The following is a 19,601-nucleotide window of genomic DNA, read 5'->3' on the forward strand; positions in this document are numbered from 1 at the left end:
CTTACAATAATTATATCATTTTAGACATATTTTAAAAATAACAGTTCAAAAATTCCAAGTATATTTGTGTAAATAAACGTTATGGATACCGTTATGTATATTCTTACACATATATTACACAAAATTTCAAAGAACATTAATCTATTATTTAATATTATATAAGGATATAAATTATATTCATTAGTATATTTTACACATCTTTCTTTAACTAAACAACAAATTCCATAATTATAAATTATTATGTTTTTTTACTAATAAAAAATATTAATAAAAAACTGTTTCAAAATAGAAATCTACGTCCTACTTTAAAACAGTCATTATTATATGTACTTATACTATCATCCCTATTATAGCTGCAGTTATTAATGTAGATATAGTTCCCGAAAGCAAAGCTCTTAATCCATTTTTTGTAACTTCTTCTCTTCTTTCAGGTGCTAAAATCGAAAATCCTCCAATTTGGATACCTATAGATGATAAATTAGCAAAATTACATAACGCAACTGATAATACAGCTATAGTTCTTGGTGAAAGTGTATTTATTATAGATGACATATCACTAAATGCAACAAATTCATTTACTGCCATCTTAGTCCCAATCAAAGAAGCAAAACTTGCTGCTTCGCTTGAAGGAATATGGAATAATATACTTAATGGTCTTAGTAAAAATCCCAATATAGATGTTATACTTAACCCTACTACACCCAAAACACTGTTTATCAATGCCATTAATCCTATAAAAGCTATAAGACTAGCACCAACATTTAATGCTAACTGTAATCCTTGACCTGTACCTTCACCTATTGCATCAAATACATTTTTTGCTGTACTATTTTCTATTTTTATATCCTTAATCTCAACATCTTCTGCTTCTGGATATAATATTTTAGAAACCATAAGAGTACTAAATGGAACGGAAAATATAGCTATAAGAAGATACTTTGAATCTATTCCCATCATAGAATATCCTCCAAGTATAGCTGCTGATGCACTACCAAATCCTGCTGCCATTACTGCAAATAATTCAGATTTGGTCATAGATTTCAAATAAGGTTTTATAAGTATAGGTGCTTCTGTACCACCTAAAAATATATTACCTACTGCATTGAAACTTTCACCTAAAGTTGTACCCATAATTTTTGATACCGCTTTACCAACTATATTAACTATAATTGGTAGAATTTTAAGATAATATAGCAAAGAAACTAATGCTGAAGTAAATACTATTAGTCCTAATACATTAATAGCGAATACAAATCCTAAAGATAAATCTCCAAATACAAATTTTATACCCTCAAATCCATTGTTAAATATACTATTTAGTCCATTTGCTATTGCCATCAAAATTTTCTGGCCTATTGACACTTTTAATACAAAAATTGCTAAAAATACTTGAACTAAGATTCCTGGAATAATTATTTTATACTTTATTGCTCTTCTATTATTTGAAAATAAAACAGCTAAACATAATAACAAAATTATAGCAATTAATCCAAATAAAATATTTACCATAAAAATACCTCCTATATTTTAAATAATTTATAAAACTCCACTAACTAAAAAAGATAATAGTTTAAACTATTATCTTTCTTAATTTAAAGTTAGAATTTTAATAATGAAATTCTAACTTATTTTATCACAAAAAAGTTTATTAACCTTATTTTAAAATTATTAAAAAATATAAGAAAAATGAATTTTCATTTAACATTTTAAATATTCAATTTTATCTTAAATAATATAATTTATCTTTATATAAACTATAATTATTTTGCTTCTTTTAATACTTCTACTAAGAAATTAAACATTCTTTCTGTTGAAGATACAATTAAATGTTCACCTGGTGTATGCACATCAAATATATTTGGACCAAAAGAAATCTGATCTAATTCTCCATTAAATTTATCTCCTATTAATCCACACTCAAGCCCAGCATGTATTGCTGTTATTTCTGCTTCTTTATTAAACATTTCTTTATATACTTTTGTAAATATATTTCTTATTGCTGATTCTGATTTATATTGCCATTCTGGATAATCTGCTTGAAAATCAATAGTTCCACCTATCATTTCTGTTAAAACTATCATTTCATCACATATAGCTTTTTTTAATGATTTAACAGAACTTCTTACAGCGCTGTCAAATTTAACAGAGTTGTTTTCAGTTGTAACAACACCTATATTTGTTGAACTCTGAACAAGACCATCTATAGCCATACTCATGGTTTGAACTCCATTAGGAATTAAAAATAACATTCTTAACACTTTTAGAGTTGAATCTAAATCAAAAACTTTTTCTATATTTTCTGTAGATTTTTCACAAATTAATTCTATATCATCATCTATTCCTTGGAATTCATTTTTAAATATTTTAAACCATTCTGAAACTTTGACTTCTACTTTAGATATATCTTCTTTAGAAACTTCTATAGTTGCTTCTGCTTCTCTTGGAATAGCATTCATCTTAGCTCCACCATTTATATCAGCTAATTTGAAATCTATAATAGAATTTAAATCCATTAAAAATCTTCCTATTAATTTATTAGAGTTTCCTCTTTCTTTATTAATCTCCATTCCAGAATGTCCGCCTTTTAATCCTTTTACAGATATTTTCAGCAATTCTTTATCACTACATAATTCTTCTTTTTTAACTGGTATTGAAATATCTACTCTAACACCACCTGAACAACTTACTAAAAATTTACCTTCTTCTTCTGAATCTATATTTATAAGTGTTCTTCCATCTAAATTTTCAGGATTTAAACTCATAGCACCACCCATACCAGTTTCTTCTTCTGTAGTCACTACTAATTCTATTGGTGGATGCTGTATTTCATTTGAATCTAATATTGCTAAACCAAAAGCTACTGCAATTCCATTATCTGCCCCTAATGTAGTTCCATCCGCTTTTAATATATCCCCTTCAATAATAAAGGCAATAGGGTCCTTTTCAAAATCATGTTCTGTGGATTTATTTTTCTCACAAACCATATCCATATGACCTTGAAGTATTATTCCTTTTGAATTTTCATATCCTTTTGTTGCTGGTTTTTTAATTATTATGTTTAAAGCATCATCTTGAATAACTTCTAAATTTCTCTCTTTTGCAAATTTTACAAGCCAATCACTTACTGCTTTTTCATTACCAGATCCTCTTGGAATTTCATTCATTTCTCTAAAAAACTTAAATGCTGAATAAGATTTTAATCCTTTTAATTTATTAATCATTCTCTTCATCCTCTCTTATAAAAAAATCATCTTTAATCCAAATAAAATTAATATCACCCCACCTATATAGTTTGCATATTTACCTATTAAATTTATTCTGCCTAAATATTTTGAAATTATGAAGGATATTACACTCATAATTAAAGCAATGCTTCCAATAATTAAACTATATATCATTAAAATACCATAAGTAATATTTATTAAAGTTATAAAACCTACAACCATTGCATCTATACTCACTGATATTCCAATTATAAAGTATATTTTTCCACTTAGCAGTGGATATTCTCCTTGGTTTTCCATGCCCTCTTTGATCATCATTATACCAACTATAGCTATAACCATTCCACTTATAATAGTTGGTACTGTTATTATATTGTCTGAAAAAGTTTTTCCAAGGCTTCCACCTATGAAGGAAAATAAGAATTGAAAGAAACCAAAGGATAATGTTAAACAACATTTATCTTTCATTTCTACCTTCTCATTTAAACCAATTCCAAATGCTACTGCTGATGCATCTAATCCAACAGCAATGGCTATCCAGAAAAGTTGAATAATGCTCATCTAAGCCTCCATTTAATTAATTAGTAAACATGAAAAACTACGTATATAAGGCTCTAATCTAAAGTTTTATTATATACATCCATAACTCTAGAAATCTTTATATAAATAAAAAACTATATTAGTGACTAGCTTTTTACTATTCTTAATTTAAATCAAAATTTTCATTTATAATTTTTCATTTAAACTTGTATCCCTATATACATATATATATATGTATATTTATTATAATAATAATTATTATGATTTATTGAGTAATTATTGTCAATAATATAATAAAAGTATATAATTTTCCTAGGCTCTTAATAATGAGGTGTTAATTTATGCTTTCAATTTACAAAAGTGAGCTTAGCGGTAATTTAAATAAAATAAATACTATTCAAAATGGATGCTGGATTAATATGATTAACCCCACTGATGAAGAAGCTCATTTTGTATCTAGTAAACTTAATATTCCATTAGATTTTTTAAAAGCAGCGTTAGATGAAGAAGAAGGATCCCGTATTGAAATTGAAGATGGTTGCATTTTAGTTATTATTGATATTCCTATTACTGATATAGATGATAACTCGTTAACTTATGATACTTATCCTTTAGCAATCATACATTCAAAAGATACTATAGTAACTGTATCTCTTAAAGATAGTAATATAATATGTGATTTTGAAAAAGGAAAAATCCAATCTTTTTATTCCTTTAAACGTTCAAGATTTATGTTGCAAATTTTATTTAGAGCAGCTAAATATTTCTTATTATATCTAAGACAAATAAATAAAAAGAGCCTATTAGTAGAAAAGAGTCTTTATAAATCAATAAGAAATAGGGAACTTTTTCAACTTTTATCTTTACAAAAATCACTAGTATATTTTTCAACATCTTTAAAATCTAATGAGGTTACATTGCAAAAGTTACTTAAATTAGAAATGTTAAAAAAATACGATGAAGATACTGATTTATTAGAAGATGTAATAATAGAAACTCGTCAAGCAATTGAAATGTGTAACATATATAGTGATGTTTTAAGCAGTACTACAGAAACTTTTGCTTCTATTATTTCTAACAATCAAAATATGGTTATGAAATTTTTAACATCTGTTACAATTGTACTTTCTATACCAACCCTTATTTCTGGTGTATTTGGTATGAATGTTAGTGGAATCCCATTCACTGATGGTAAATTTGGTTTTTTTATCACTGTATTAATAATATTAGTTATTACTGTATGTGTAGCACTACTTTTCAATAAAAAAGATATGTTTTAATTAATTATAAAAGTTATTTATCCTTAAAATAATTAATTTTTAAAGATAAATAACTTTTATAACTTAAAAGCAGTTTAAATTATAAAAAGCTTTTGCTATAATTGGTATAATATCAAATTCCAAGTTTACTTTTAAAATAATTATTTGAAAACTTGGATACTTAAAATAGTGAGACATCCTCGGAAACGCTTAAAATTCAACACAATATTTTGTATGAAAATATTTTTAAATTATTGAATAAATTTAAATGCGAGATTGTTTTTCTATATTTATCTAATAAATTTTATAAGGAGGTGTACATATTGGTAAATAAAAAACCTATATATTATCTAGTAATTTTAAATCTAATATTATTAGGTATATTTTTATTAACAAAAGTTAATTTCATATTAACTCCACTTGTAAGCTTAAAGGATGCTATGCTGATACCTATGATATTAGCTATATTTCTTTACTATATTCTAAGACCAATAAATAGATTTTTAAAAGATCATAATGTACCTAATGCTTTAGCAACGATTATAACTATAGTTTCTATAATAGTTTTAATTGTTATGATGAGTATATTTACAGGCTCAGTAGTAGCTAATGAGGGCGCTTCACTAATAGAATCTTTAAATCAAACTTTAGAAAATTTGGCTAATAAGTATAGCTATTTATTTCCACAACTAAATGATATTCTTAAATTTAATGATATGCTAAGTAGATTATCATCATTTATAACAACCTCATTTTTAGATATTAGTATGGGTGCCTTTTCTGTAGTTGGCTCTGTAGGTAACTTTTTTGCGCAACTTATATTAATTCCTATAATAATGTTTTACATATTAAAAGATGAATATAGGATATATAACTCCCTTTGCAATTTTTTACCTAGCAAATCTAAAACATTTATCATAAAAATTCTTAAAGACATTGATACTGTTTTAAAACAATACATTTCTGCTCAAGTAATGGTAGCATTTATACTTGGCAGTTTAATGTTTATTGGTTATTTGATACTTGGAATGCCTAACGCTTTCGTATTATCTTTCTTTTCATTTATAACCTCATTTATACCTTTTTTAGGTGCAGTACTTGGAGTATTTCCAGCACTAATCTTAGCATTAGGTATGGGTTTCCCTATGGTTATAAAAGTAGTACTATTAGCGATAATTGTTCAGCAATTAGAGGGAAATGTAATAACTCCTAATATAACAGGAAACCAACTTAACATGTATCCTTTAACAACTATAATTGTTATTACTGCTAGTGTATATTTTGGAGGTTTTTTTGCAGCATTTGTTGCAGTACCTATATATAATATATTTAAAGTTTTAATTATTAACATTTGGAACTTTACAAAACAAACTAAAACTAAAAAGATCTTAGACAATAAGAATTCAATATAAAAAAACAGAATGACTTTTTACTTGTCATTCTGTTTTTTTATTTATATTATAATGCACATCTATCACAAGGATCAGATTTCCCCTTATCTTTTGCTTCTTTTAATGTTCCCATTAATATGTTTTTACTGTTTTTAAGACTAGAACAACCTTTATCTAAATGATATGATTTTCCTTTTTCAGTAAAATAAACCTTCATATCATCTTCATTCTTATTTTCTGATATACTATCTGCCTCTATATCTTTTTCATCATTTTGTTCTAGGTTAACTTTTGCACCTTCACTATAAGTTCCATTATTTTTATCAAAACTAATATTTTTACCATCACTGGTAGCAATTATTGTACCCTCTTCATCTGTTCTATGTACTATAATATCTCTATTTTTCATTTTATTTATAGTTTCTATATGTGGATGACCATAATCATTGTTTTTTTCACAACTTATAATTGCATACTTAGGATTTACCTTATCCAAAAACTTATCACTAGAAGAAGTACGTGATCCATGATGTGCTAACTTTAAAACATCCGCACTTAAATCTATTCCACTTTTAAGCATATCATTTTCTGAAAGAGTTTCTGCATCTCCAGCAAATAGAAAACTTGTATCTTCATATTGAATTTTTATAACTATAGAAGACTCATTGGCATCTTTATAATCTTCTGCTGGTGCAATAATTGTAGCCTTTGCTGAACCTATATTAAAAGTATCCCCTACCTTAGGTGCTATAGGTTTTAATCCCTTTTTATTTAAAGAATTTACAACATCTTTAAAAGTTTTAGTTGTAGCTGTCTTTTTAGGCATATAAACAGTACCAATTTTAAAATTATCTATCACATAATCCAAAGCTCCTATATGGTCTTCATGTGGATGCGTTCCTACTAAATAATCTATTTTTGATACATTCATCTTTTTTAAGTGATTTTCTACTATTTTTCCATCATCATTATTTCCTGCATCAATTAACATAGTCTCATTTCCACATTGTATTAAAATACTGTCTGCTTGTCCTACATCTATAAAACTTACAGTTAAATTATTTTCTTTAGTGTTTTTGTTATCTGAAATATCCCCTTCTATTTCACAACCAATCATTAAAAAACTTACCATAAACACTAATAGCAAGCTTATTATAGTTCTAATTTTCCACTTATTCTTCATTTGTTTAACTCCTCATCTTCCGTATATAATAATTAATTTATCTAAAACATTATATCATAAACCTAATTATATATAATTCTGTTTTTTAAATAGTAAAACCTATAAGTACATTATACGCAGTATATACAAATAATCCTGCTATTATCCAAAATATTACCCATAAAATTAATTTTATATTTATTTTTTTCATAATATCACCTCAAAACAAAAGAAATATACTTAATACAGTATATTTCTTTTATTCGCAAAACATGTTATTTGATTTTAAATAATTTCAAATAGTATAAGGTTGTTTCCTATTATTTCATAACTATTTTCATACTCTTTTTCACTTAAATCCTCTAAATTTATAGCCCTTATTTTATCTTCATATACAGACTCTAATATCATATTATTATCTATAATTTTTATAAACTCTTCTTTTTCCCATTTAGATGCTACTTTTTTATTACTTTTTTCACAATAAAAAACATTTTCTCCTTTTAACTTTTTAAAGATTAATTGTTTACTATTAATGTCATAAACTGTGTATTTTCTGCCTTCTTTGTCTACTTCAATATTATACTCTTTAATCTCACTTATATGAAATTTTTCTTTACCTATTTCATAAATTTTTTCAATATTATTTTTGAAATCAGTGGCTTTAAAATAAATGTTATCATTATCCATTTCTAAAAATCTTACTCCAATATTTTCTGTACACTCCATTATAGGTATTACCTTTAAACTTTCTTCATTATTTTTAACATCTTCTACTAATTGACTCACATTAATTCTCATTAAACTAACACCATAACCATCTTTATGAACATGTAGCTTTACTGAATTATCGTTTATATTTTGATCTGTTTCAAAAACTATCCATTCCTCATTATTATACTTGTAAACTTTAAAATATCCACCATCTTCAAGCCTAATTACATTATCTTTTATAACATATGTCTTTCTTTCAATTAAATCTATTAAATATAAAATTCCATCTTCTTCATATATAGATTCATACATATCTTCATCATCTTTATAATCTTCTCCGTAAGCTAAGACATATCTGCTGTTTAACATATTTATTATTCCACTTTTATCAAAGCTATATAACTTTTCTACAGCACCATCTTGAATAGAAATCTTATAAAAATCATAGTAATTAGAAATTCCTAAAACATTAGTATAAATATATCCATCCTCTACAATAGTACTTAGTGTAGTTGCAAAATCATACATTGGTATGCCGTACTTATTTAGTTTTATAATGCTATCTTTGATCAAATCATATTTATAAAAATTAAGATAGACATTTCCACATTCTTTATTCATATGTCCAAATATAAACTCTTTATCATTTACTTTTGTCACATTTCCAAAGTAGAAGTCGTATTTTCTTAAATCAACTATTTTCATTGACTTCATCCCCTTTATAATATATATTCATTTATATCATTAACATATATTTACTATTTTAAACCATCTATTTTAATTTATTGTAAAAATTTTAATTCACTATATTCTCAAATTTTATTCTAATTTTAAATTTGCTATAATATAAAAAAACTGTTTTAAAGTAACATTTTAATTCTACTTTAAAACAGTTTTTTATAACTATATTTTTAATTGTTTTCTATCATTAAAAAAGTCTTTATAACTCATATATGTAGCTATCATTGTGGATATCGATGATGAAGATAGAATCATAAAAGTAACCATTATTTGAAATTTAATTGCTATAAGTGGAGCAGTACCTGCTAAAATAAGTCCAGTCATCATTCCTGGCAATGAAACTATTCCTAAAGTTTTAGCTGAATCAATAGTTGGAGATAGTGCCATTTTTATGCTTTCTCTCAAAATATCTCTAGACGCTTCTTTAATATCCGCACCTAAAGACAATTTAACTTCTACTTCTGATCTTCTTATATTAAAAGAATTAATTAAATTTCTATAACTTAATCCAATAGCCACCATAGAATTGCTTACCACCATACCTGCTATAGGTATAACTTCATTAGGTCTAAATACTATAGCTTTTGATGCTACAAGTACAGTAATAGTTACTATGGTTCCAGAAACCATAGATATAAAAGATATTAAAACCACATTTTTTATTCCTTCACCTCTTTTTTTAGTGTTTATAGCTGCGTTTATAATCATAATTAATATTAACAAAATTGTAAAAATTGGCTTTTCCAACCCAAATATTATATCTAAAATATACCCCACTATGACCAATTGAATAATTGCTCTTAAAATACTTATCAATATTTCTTTTTCTAAATTTAAATGTTCTTTATAAGATATAAATATAGGTATTGCAACCAAGCATGATGCTATAATAAGTGACATTGTACTCATTATTTAATAACCTCCATTCTATCTATTTTTCCTTCTGAAACCAATATTCTTTTATTAAAAATGCTAGTGCTTTGTTCTAAGCTGTGAGTAACCCATAAAACAGTTAGCCCTTGAATATTTAATTCTTTAATATAATTTTCAACACACTTAGAATTTTCTTTATCTAAAGCTGACGTAGCTTCATCTAATAACACTATTTCGGGTATATAAATTAAATTTCTTATAATTGAAACCCTTTGCTTTTCTCCACCAGATAAATTAACTATATCTTTTTGTAAAAATTCCTCTTCTAGATTAAACTTTTTAAGTAGCTCTATAACCCTATATCTATCAAAAGGTTCTTTACGTACCTTAAATGGAAATTCTAAATTATCATAAACACTTGTACCAAATAAATATGGTAATTGAACACAATAACTTATTTGTTTTCTAATTTCTAAAGGATTATAGTTTAAATAATTCTCTCCTTTAAAATATAATTCCCCTCTATTTATCGGTAATAAGTCCGCACAAATTTTAAGCAATGTACTTTTTCCACTTCCCGATGGCCCTATAATGGATATACAATCCCCTTTATCCACATTAAAGGTTGCTCCATTAAGTATATTAGTATTTTCTCTTTTGTAATGCACATCTTTTACACTTAGTATTTTCATAAGTTCCCCCTGTATTTATTACAATAAATTTAAACATACATTTATTATACATTTATTATCTATAAGTTAAAAATATTGCTTTTTGTGTATTAACAAATTTAAAGCTAAGAATCCTGTCTTTATCTGATTCTTAGCTTTAATATTAGTTATTATAGTTTTTATTGGATTTAAAATTATGTTTTATCAATTATTTTAAATATCTATATGTACACTTAATTACTCATTCCAATAACCATGCCTACTACATAAGGTACTAACCAAACTAACCAAACAAATATACTAAACTTATGAAATGATACTTTTTTATCTTTATCATCTTTATATAAAACCCATGTTGCCCATAAAGCATGAAATAACATTAGAAATATAGCTAAAGCCCCTGTAATGCCATGTATGTTTTGAGATATTGTTGAGATACTGTTTGTTTGAGATTTGGCTATCTGCCCCATGGTTAATGTACCTACTGTATCACATACTAACCCTAACCAAAATATAACCACATGCTTTTTTTGAAGCATTTTAGACTTTCTTTCCCCAAATACACCTGTAGTATAAAATACTAATGCCAATGTAATTGTTATTATTGCAAAAATTAATTTTATATCCATTATTCTTCACTCTCTTTCATTTTTTTAGATAATAATTTAAGAGCTTCTTCTATTTTTTTATGCTCTTCAATACTTAAACTTTCAAATAGCTTATCAAAAGTATTGTTTATAGATGTTCTAAATTCTTTAGCAAACTCTAATCCTTTTTCTGAAAAAACTACATATGTATTTCTTTTATCTTTATCATCTTTAATTTTTTTTACATACCCTGCATTTTCTAACCTTTGTACAATTCCCGAAACAGTTCCTTTTGCTAAAGACATTTCCTCACATAATTGAGAAATAGTAATCTTTTTTTTATGACCTATTAATTTCATTACCATAATCTGTTGATGTGTTAGTCCACATGGTTTTAAACTATTACTAATGCTATTAGTTGTCATTGAATATATTTCTTTAATCAACATGGCTATTTGAAAAGAATTCATAGTGTCTTTCATAAAATACCCTCCTTTTAGTTCGCATAAGAACTAAATAGTTCCTATGCGAACTATTATACTCCTATAATTATTTTAGTCAATATATTTAATGAAATTTCACAGAAACTATTGTATAAAAAAACATCAAAGATTCTTCTTTGATGTTTAACTAATAAATTTCAAATCAATTATTACTATTTTTTAAATTTTCTATTCTATATCCTATTTCTTTATTAGCTAATTTATATCCTTCATAAACCATATCATCTTTTGTAATATTCTTTCCAATTAGTGAATCTATCGTTATTTGATCCCTATTAGGAAAATATTTTTCTAATAACTTTTCTTCTATTTTTTCTTGAGTAGCCAAGGAATAATCATCTAATATGTGTTTAACACTAAATCCTACTTTTCTTAAAGCTCTGCCAACTAATATACTGCGATGACACCTTATAGGATCTTGCATCGCACCTAAAACTGCTACATTATATCCTTTTTCACACCCTAGTTTCAATCTTTCAATTCCTTTTTTAAATTCATCTTCATAAATAACTTTTTCAAAATCTGCATAACCTTCTTTGTTATATGAAGTTTTATTTTCTCTTTTTGCGCTTAACTCTTTTGCCATATAAATATAAATAAAACCTGCATCTTTTAAAGATTTTTCTATAACCTCTTTATTAAATTGAACATTATATTTAGAGTAAGGCGTTCCCCTAATATCTACTACACAATCAATTTTAAAGTATTTTAACATATTTATCAGTTTTTCCATCGTATAATTTGAATGACCAATTGTAAAAATATTCATTGCTATCTCCCTATTATTTTCATATACAACTACTTAATGTGCTATAGGGTTCCAAATTAAATCTTAAACTTATTCATTTATCAAATGAGAAAATTCAAATTAATGTTTTATCAATAACTAACAAATTATTTTAGTTAAAAGTTAAGAGTGAATAGTGATCAGTTGTGGTTATTGCTACTCACTTCGTTCCTAGTAATTCTCAACGTACCTTTTTATAAATTTGCAAAGCAAATTATATTGATAGATTTTTTAAAATCATTTTTAGAAAGTGGTTGCCACTTTCATCCTAAATTCATAATTCTTAACTAAATATATTTGCACTTATTTTTCTCAACTGATAACAAAAATTTGATGAATAAATTTAAATTTGAGCTTGTTTCCCTATATATAAGGTTCTAAAATTATTCATTTATCAAGTTAAAAAACTTAAATTAATATTTGATTATTAATTAATAATTTTTTAGTTTCCCTATAACACTACACAATTTTAATTAAATCTGCTAATTTATAATAATAGTTTTATACAATTATTATTTTTTTATTACTTTTGTTATATTATATTTTATTTTTAAAATTAATTCTATCTCATTAAGTAGAGTGTTATTTTCAATAAATACATTTCAATTAAAATAAGGGCACTTTTCAGTGCCCTTTACGATCAATATATTAAAATTTAAACTCTAGCCTATTTTTCTATTAACTTTAACACACTTTTCTAACGTCCTGCAGTATATACATATTTAAGATCTGAAGCTCCAACTCCAAATGTTGTATTAGACACGCTTTTAACATAATTACGAACATATGTATTTTTAAATCTATAAACCGTTGGACTTATTACACCATTTTCATATATTAACAATTTTTCTGCTTCTTTAAACAGCTCTGTTCTCTTACCTTGGTCAATTGTTTTACTGATTTCATCTATCATTCCATCATATTTTTCATTTGACCATCCAGTATTAGTTACCCCTGCTGTACTAGCCCACATATCAAAGAATGTCATAGGATCATTATAGTCTCCTGTCCATCCCATAGAAGCCATTTGATAATCTTGAGTTGATTCTCTAGTCTGAAATACTGCCCACTCAGTAAATTCAGATTCAATTTTTATGCCTAATACTTTTTCAAAATTTTGCTGTTCAAAATCAGCAAACTCCTTTGATTTAGCATCTGTACCTGATTGTAAAAACTTTATTGTATGTTTAGATGGGTCTGGATCCATACCTTCTTCTTTTAATCCTTCTATTAATAGTGCTTTTGGATCAGGGTTTTCCTTTGATAATTCTTCAACAGGATTATAGTTAACTTTGCTTCTAAACTCTTCCCCTCCAATTTGAACGGCTGGTGGACACCAAGCTAATGCAGGCTCTGCTAGACCTTTATATAATGTTTCACTCATACCTTCTCTATCTGTTGCAAGTATAAATGCTTTCCTTATTTTTTCATTTTTAAAATATGAATCATCCTGATTAAAAAACATATATGCTGATGATGCATCATATCCCTTTATTACTTCATATTGTCCACTTCCATCAAGTTTACTAACCCACTCTGGTTTTGTAACTCCAGCCATGTCTAGTGAACCGTTATAAAGTTCGTTCATTCTAGCTGTTTCTTCTTTTATAATTTTAAATGTTGCTTTTTCTAATTTAACATTTTCAGCATCCCAGTACTGTGGATTCTTTTCTAATTCAACCATATTATTATGAATCCATTGTTTTATAATAAACGGTCCAGAGAATACCATAGTATTTGATTCACTACCATATTTTTCACCACTTTGTTCAACTACATCTTTTCTTTGAGGCTGCATTACTTTAAAATATGTTAAATCTAAAAAATATGGTGTTGGATTCTCTAAAGTAAATTCTATAGTCTTGTCATCTATAACTTTAACTCCAACATCTTCAACTTTTGCTTTTCCTGCATTATATTCAGAAGCATTTTTTATTGGGAATAATAAGAAAGCATATGGTGATCCAATTTCTAAGTTTAATGTTCTAGTTATTCCATAATAATAATCATTTGCTGTTATTGGTTTTCCATCAGACCATTTCATATCCCTTAACTTAAATGTCCATTTTAATCCATCTTCTGATTGTTCCCAACTTTCAGCTCCTGCAGGTTTAACAACTTCTTTGCCATCTTCATCATTTTCAAGTCTAGTTAATCCCTCACCTACATTAGTTAAAATTACAGATGAATAAAGATCACTTGATTTAGATTGATCCAACGTTTTAGGTTCAGCAAGAAGTACTGTATTTAAATACTGCTGTTCGTCCATTTTAACTTCTTGTGAATTAGCATTAGTTTCATCTTTTTCAGTGTTGCTTCCACATCCAACTAATATTGATGATGCTAATGAAAGTGTTAGTATAGTTGCAATTAACTTTTTATTTTTCATAGATAACGTCCCCCTTTTTGTCATAAGTTAACTTATATAAATATTTCTTATTTAATAGATTATATTTTTAATCAAATCTAATCAAGTTTTATTTTTATGAATTTTGAAACAATTTTATAATAAAATTTTATTTTTTTAAATTTTAATGTAATTTAATGTATTTTTATTATTGTTTTTTGCATTTTTTGCAATATATTTTAATATAAATGTCATTTTTATACTTTTCTTCCTTAACAATTTCTTAAAATTTATTGTATTTTTTATAGTATTTTTACTTGTTAAAATACAAAATATTCCTCTAAAGTTATATTAATAAAATAAAAAAATAATTTTACATGGAATTCTGCAACAAGTATATGTTTTTTGAAGTTAAATAAATTTCAAATTTAACTTCAGATTCATAAAGTGGAACATTGTCATATTTTCATGAATATACTACGAATATAGCTTTTAATTGGAGGAATATAATGCATATACTATCTTCACTACTATTTTCTATTTCAGCAAATATAGATAATTTTGCTGTAGGAATAGCTTATGGAATTAAAAAAATTAAAATTAATATATTAAGTAATCTTTTAATAGCTATAATATCAGCTTTAGGGACTTTTCTTTCTATGTCTTTAGGTAAAGCTATAATTCATTTCATTTCAGCTAAGACAGCAAATATACTTGGAAGTGCTATATTAATATTATTAGGATTATGGTTTATATTAGAATTTTTTATAAAATCCTACTTTCAAAAGAAAAAGAAAAAAAATAAATTAGATAATATGATTGGTGAGTACAAAAACATTTTAGACAATCCTGAATTAATCGATAGTGATAATTCTTCATGTATAGATGCTAAAGAATCAATATTACTTGCATTCGCTCTTACCATAAACAACTTAGGCGTTGGAATTGGGGCAAGTATAACAGGTCTTAATATATTTTTAACTACTATTTTCACATTTATATTTAGCTTATTATTTATTACTTTAGGATATTTAATTGGTACTAGTTATCTCTCTAAATTATTTGGAAAGTATGCTTCACTTATATCTGGAGCAATAATTATATTTTTAGGTTGCTATGAATTATTTATTTAAAAATATATATTTTTTCTTGAAAGAAAACAAAAAAACTAATGTAGAAGCACAAGACAATCTTTTATTCGATATATTAATTTTAGTAATGTAACTCACTATATATTAATAAAAATAGGACTTTAAAAAAGTAAACTTTTAAAGTCCTATTTTTATACATTCATTAAAATTTTCAGTTCTTTATCATAAATTTTTTAAGTTACTTATTCTTTCCTATATTAAATTCATTATTTCTATTAATATCTTTAGCCCTATTAATTAATTTATTGTATAAATATATGTCCCTATCACTAAAATACTTTGCATTAAGTTTATCTATTTCAAACCATGCTACAGCACTATTTTCATCATCTTTTACTTTTAATCTTTCCTCTTCACTTACAATAAGAATATATGCTACAGATAGATGTACATGTGTATTAACATATTTCCCATTCTTTATATGTCCATCTACTGGTAAAACATCCAATGATACAATTTCACTTCCAAGTTGCTTTACATTATTAACTCCAGTTTCTTCTTTTGCCTCCTTTATAGCAACATGTAGAAAATCTTTATCTCCATCTACATGCCCTCCTGTCCAGGACCATGTTTTTCTTATATTATGGTGTATCATCAACATCTTGTTTAGATTCTCATTTAATATAAAACCTGAACTTGTAATATGTGCAAACTCATTTTCTCTAACTAAAATATTATGTGGGAATTTTTCTATGTACTGAAGAATTATCTTCTTATCTTGAATCTCTTGTTCATTATTAGGTGTAAATTTTTCAATTTGTTTTTTAAAATTCATTTTCTATCCCCCTATACTCTTATATTATTATAATTATAACATCTTTTACAAGTAGCTTTTACTTTTCTGAAATTCATAAATAAAGACATGTTATTCTAAATTTATTTTTAAAGCTATTTGTTTTTAAACGTTTATAACACAAAAGACCGATAGTTTTATGATTAATCATATAAATTAACTATCAGTCTTATTTGTAGAGCTTTTTATACCTCTGTAAATTCCATATTCTCAATATTTATGGCACACCTAACAGGATTTGATAAATTTAACTTCATTCAAAGCAGATATACTCCTAAAAATTACTGTTTAAGTCATTTTATCATATTATATCTTTAATATATTTAACTCATATTTATATAAATAATTATACAGTGGTTAGGTTAATTATAGAGAAACAAGCTCAAATTTAAATTTATTCAATAACTTTAAAATATTTTTATACAAAAAGTAGTGTTGAATTCTAAGCGATTCAGAGCATGTCTCACTATTTTGGGTATCCAAGTTTTGGAATGGATAACTTTAAGAGTCAACTTTCAACCCTATAACATTCCCAAGTTTTAATGTGAAATGTATAAACTGTTATATTTTTTTATCTCTTATCTCAACTTCTGTTCCTTCTGGTGCTTTTACTTTAAATAAATAGCCATCTTCAACTTTGTATAGTTCTTTCCCATTTTCAATTTTAAATTTATTATAATTTAATTCTTTTATTCTATTATATTCTTTTTCAACATCATTAACTAAAAAACCCATATGGACTATTCCTTTATTTAATGAACTCCAATCTTTTAATGTATCCCCAGTCTTTTCCGTTTGTAGTTCAATCATAAAGTCTTTTAATTGTAACCAGGAATTAAACTTTCTACTATGAAAATTTTTTGTTTCTTTAATTAATCTAAACCCTAAAATTTCAGTATAAAATTTAAGCGACTCCTCGTACCTATCTGTTTGAATACAAATATGATGTATAATTGACATGTTAATACCACCTTTGTTTATTTAAACTTTCTTTTAATCTCTTATTTTTCTAATAATTATCCACCTATACCCTTTCAAATTTTCTTTTATTATATATTTAATATATTCTAAAAAACAACTTGACAACTACTTAGAATATATATTAGAATAATATTAATTTTAAAAAACAAAATAATTTAATTTTCGAATCAAACTTATGTGGTGTTTTTACGTAAGTTTATTTTTTTGCACATTTTCAATTATACTTAAAATTTTGACAGTTGTAAACATTTTTAACTAGCTGAAATTGTATAAAGTGTGTTATCTTAATAATTTGTTTCACTGTTATCTGCTTCTACAGTAATAATTTTATTAGTTAAATTTTATATGTGCCATATATTCTATAAAATATTCCACCTTAAGTACGTTGTACTCTTGAAAATAATTATCAATATATTTTTTATAAAGTTTATAATCCCTCAAAATACGGTAACTCAAGCCTTTTAGTAATTTTTGTCTTAAAAAAATACAGCCAATTTCTAAGTAATTTTTTACTTAAACAATCAACTGTATTCTCCATAGAGCTTTTCACATCTCTGCAAATGCCCTATTTTCAATATTTATGGTACACCTAACAGGATTTGAACCTGCGACAATTGGATTCGAAGTCCACCGCTCTATCCAGCTGAGCTATAGGTGCTTATTTATTTTATATATATATTTTTCTTGCTTAACAATTATGTATAATTTAATACTTTTAGATTAATATGATAATCAATACACATTACTCTTAAACTTCTATTCATAAAGCTATAATCTAAAATACTAATAAATCTTATAAGTATTTATGTAAACTAATAAGCTTTACATTATTTATTATTTACTATTTTTATAATCGTAAACATATTAAAATACTTTAGTTTATAGTATTAACTTCAAGCTTATGTGTTATTTTTAACCCTTATGTAATTATATAAGGTGAATATATATTGAAATAGGTAAGGTATACGTTTATAAATACAAAAAACAAAAAGATTACCAAACTAAAGTAAAACTTTAACTTAGTAATCTTTTTAAACAATTTGGAGCGGGTGAAGGGAATCGAACCCTCGTAACTAGCTTGGAAGGCTAGCACTCTACCATTGAGTTACACCCGCATATTTTATAAAAGTGGTCGGGGTGACAGGGATTGAACCTGCGACCTCATGGTCCCAAACCACGCGCGCTCCCATCTGCGCCACACCCCGATATTTTAGTTTTAAATGGTGCGCCATCAGGGGCTCGAACCCTGGGCTCCTTGATTAAGAGTCAAGTGCTCTACCAACTGAGCTAATGGCACACACTGTGTTGATTCACTTCAATCTCTTATCTTTCGTTTAAATGGTGCGCCATCAGGGTTTCGAACCCTGGGCCCCTTGATTAAGAGTCAAGTGCTCTTCCAGCTGAGCTAATGGCACTTATTACAAAGTCCATCATCTGTTCCTTTAAAATCCTTTATCCTTTTGTATATGGTGCGTTTTAAGGGATTCGAACCCCTGGCCCACGCCTTAGAAGGGCGTTGCTCTATCCAACTGAGCTAAAAACGCATAYTTGGAGCGGGTGAAGGGAATCGAACCCTCGTAACTAGCTTGGAAGGCTAGCACTCTACCATTGAGTTACACCCGCATATTGGAGCGGAAGACGAGATTCGAACTCGCGACGTTCACCTTGGCAAGGTGACGCTCTACCACTGAGCCACTCCCGCTTATTTAATTGGTGCAGATGAAGGGAGTCGAACCCCCACGCCAAAGGCGCTAGATCCTAAGTCTAGTGCGTCTGCCAATTCCGCCACATCTGCATAATTTGGTGGCTCACCGGGGAATCGAACCCCGGACACCATGATTAAAAGTCATGTGCTCTACCGACTGAGCTAGTGAACC

Annotated in this window: 16 protein-coding genes and 10 tRNA genes; 3 read left to right on the forward strand and 23 right to left on the reverse strand. The window is 26.5% G+C overall.

What is annotated here, in order from left to right:
• Positions 1-330: 330 nt before the first annotated feature.
• From ACYUE0_RS08630 to ACYUE0_RS08640, 3 genes are all read right to left on the reverse strand, one after another.
• Entirely contained in the window at positions 331-1,509 is a 1,179-nt protein-coding gene (locus ACYUE0_RS08630; RefSeq protein ID WP_460270229.1) for a NupC/NupG family nucleoside CNT transporter, read from the reverse strand.
• A gap of 251 nt (positions 1,510-1,760) precedes the next feature.
• Positions 1,761-3,221: an aminoacyl-histidine dipeptidase gene (locus ACYUE0_RS08635; protein WP_460270230.1), complete on the reverse strand. Its 1,461-nt coding sequence runs from the start codon at positions 3,219-3,221 to the stop codon at positions 1,761-1,763.
• Positions 3,222-3,236: 15 nt separating this feature from the next.
• Positions 3,237-3,785 carry a manganese efflux pump gene (locus tag ACYUE0_RS08640; protein ID WP_460270231.1) on the reverse strand — a complete coding sequence of 183 codons (549 nt, stop codon included), beginning with the start codon at positions 3,783-3,785 and terminating at the stop codon, positions 3,237-3,239.
• Between the two features lie 320 nt (positions 3,786-4,105).
• Between ACYUE0_RS08640 and ACYUE0_RS08645 the strand changes: the two genes are divergently transcribed.
• Together ACYUE0_RS08645 and ACYUE0_RS08650 are read left to right on the forward strand one after the other, a co-directional pair.
• Positions 4,106-5,044, forward strand: coding sequence for a magnesium transporter CorA family protein (locus ACYUE0_RS08645; RefSeq protein WP_061995550.1), 939 nt, complete (start codon positions 4,106-4,108; stop codon positions 5,042-5,044).
• Between the two features lie 293 nt (positions 5,045-5,337).
• Positions 5,338-6,435, forward strand: coding sequence for an AI-2E family transporter (locus tag ACYUE0_RS08650; RefSeq protein ID WP_460270232.1), 1,098 nt, complete (start codon positions 5,338-5,340; stop codon positions 6,433-6,435).
• 46 nt (positions 6,436-6,481) lie between these two features.
• Here the strand turns inward: ACYUE0_RS08650 and ACYUE0_RS08655 are convergent, their stop codons facing one another.
• The 8 genes from ACYUE0_RS08655 to ACYUE0_RS08690 all read right to left on the reverse strand — a co-directional run bounded on the left by ACYUE0_RS08655 (position 6,482) and on the right by ACYUE0_RS08690 (position 14,841).
• Complete coding sequence (locus ACYUE0_RS08655; protein WP_460270234.1) at positions 6,482-7,597, reverse strand: ComEC/Rec2 family competence protein; 1,116 nt, start codon at positions 7,595-7,597, stop codon at positions 6,482-6,484.
• A gap of 264 nt (positions 7,598-7,861) precedes the next feature.
• Entirely contained in the window at positions 7,862-8,995 is a 1,134-nt protein-coding gene (locus ACYUE0_RS08660; RefSeq protein ID WP_460270236.1) for a hypothetical protein, read from the reverse strand.
• A gap of 198 nt (positions 8,996-9,193) precedes the next feature.
• The gene (locus ACYUE0_RS08665) at positions 9,194-9,940 is read right to left on the reverse strand and encodes an ABC transporter permease (protein ID WP_460270237.1); all 747 of its coding nucleotides are present in this window, start codon (positions 9,938-9,940) and stop codon (positions 9,194-9,196) included.
• Positions 9,940-10,596: an ABC transporter ATP-binding protein gene (locus ACYUE0_RS08670; protein WP_061995555.1), complete on the reverse strand. Its 657-nt coding sequence runs from the start codon at positions 10,594-10,596 to the stop codon at positions 9,940-9,942. Before ACYUE0_RS08670 ends, ACYUE0_RS08665 begins: the two co-directional genes overlap by 1 nt.
• Positions 10,597-10,808: 212 nt before the next feature.
• Complete coding sequence (locus ACYUE0_RS08675) at positions 10,809-11,204, reverse strand: HsmA family protein (protein ID WP_061995556.1); 396 nt, start codon at positions 11,202-11,204, stop codon at positions 10,809-10,811.
• Positions 11,204-11,644 (reverse strand): MarR family winged helix-turn-helix transcriptional regulator, encoded by a 441-nt coding sequence (locus ACYUE0_RS08680; RefSeq protein ID WP_061995557.1) that lies wholly within the window; start codon positions 11,642-11,644, stop codon positions 11,204-11,206. Before ACYUE0_RS08680 ends, ACYUE0_RS08675 begins: the two co-directional genes overlap by 1 nt.
• Before the next feature lie 163 nt (positions 11,645-11,807).
• Positions 11,808-12,434, reverse strand: a complete 627-nt coding sequence (locus ACYUE0_RS08685) for a DUF488 domain-containing protein (protein ID WP_199869737.1) — start codon at positions 12,432-12,434, stop codon at positions 11,808-11,810.
• 715 nt (positions 12,435-13,149) lie between these two features.
• A complete protein-coding gene (locus tag ACYUE0_RS08690) occupies positions 13,150-14,841 on the reverse strand; it encodes a peptide ABC transporter substrate-binding protein (RefSeq protein ID WP_460270238.1) in 1,692 nt (563 codons plus the stop codon).
• Between the two features lie 467 nt (positions 14,842-15,308).
• On the opposite strand from ACYUE0_RS08690, the gene ytaF reads away from it, so the two are divergent.
• Positions 15,309-15,932, forward strand: a complete 624-nt coding sequence (gene ytaF / locus ACYUE0_RS08695; RefSeq protein ID WP_061996990.1) for a sporulation membrane protein YtaF — start codon at positions 15,309-15,311, stop codon at positions 15,930-15,932.
• 196 nt (positions 15,933-16,128) lie between these two features.
• Here ytaF and ACYUE0_RS08700 read toward each other — a convergent pair whose 3' ends face one another.
• The 12 genes from ACYUE0_RS08700 to ACYUE0_RS08755 form a co-directional block, all read right to left on the reverse strand.
• Positions 16,129-16,725 (reverse strand): NUDIX hydrolase, encoded by a 597-nt coding sequence (locus ACYUE0_RS08700; protein ID WP_460270239.1) that lies wholly within the window; start codon positions 16,723-16,725, stop codon positions 16,129-16,131.
• 579 nt (positions 16,726-17,304) lie between these two features.
• Positions 17,305-17,703: a VOC family protein gene (locus tag ACYUE0_RS08705; RefSeq protein ID WP_460270240.1), complete on the reverse strand. Its 399-nt coding sequence runs from the start codon at positions 17,701-17,703 to the stop codon at positions 17,305-17,307.
• Positions 17,704-18,305: 602 nt separating this feature from the next.
• Positions 18,306-18,382 (reverse strand) — tRNA-Arg (locus ACYUE0_RS08710).
• 383 nt (positions 18,383-18,765) lie between these two features.
• Positions 18,766-18,839 (reverse strand) — tRNA-Gly (locus ACYUE0_RS08715).
• A gap of 14 nt (positions 18,840-18,853) precedes the next feature.
• Positions 18,854-18,929, reverse strand: a tRNA-Pro gene (locus tag ACYUE0_RS08720).
• A gap of 16 nt (positions 18,930-18,945) precedes the next feature.
• Positions 18,946-19,021, reverse strand: a tRNA-Lys gene (locus ACYUE0_RS08725).
• A 42-nt stretch (positions 19,022-19,063) separates the two neighbouring features.
• A tRNA-Lys gene (locus tag ACYUE0_RS08730) sits at positions 19,064-19,139 on the reverse strand.
• Positions 19,140-19,191: 52 nt separating this feature from the next.
• Positions 19,192-19,268 (reverse strand) — tRNA-Arg (locus tag ACYUE0_RS08735).
• A gap of 5 nt (positions 19,269-19,273) precedes the next feature.
• A tRNA-Gly gene (locus ACYUE0_RS08740) sits at positions 19,274-19,347 on the reverse strand.
• 4 nt (positions 19,348-19,351) lie between these two features.
• Positions 19,352-19,426, reverse strand: a tRNA-Gly gene (locus ACYUE0_RS08745).
• Positions 19,427-19,435: 9 nt separating this feature from the next.
• Positions 19,436-19,519, reverse strand: a tRNA-Leu gene (locus ACYUE0_RS08750).
• Between the two features lie 6 nt (positions 19,520-19,525).
• Positions 19,526-19,601, reverse strand: a tRNA-Lys gene (locus ACYUE0_RS08755).

This window comes from Clostridium sp. CTA-19, from assembly GCF_054767855.1.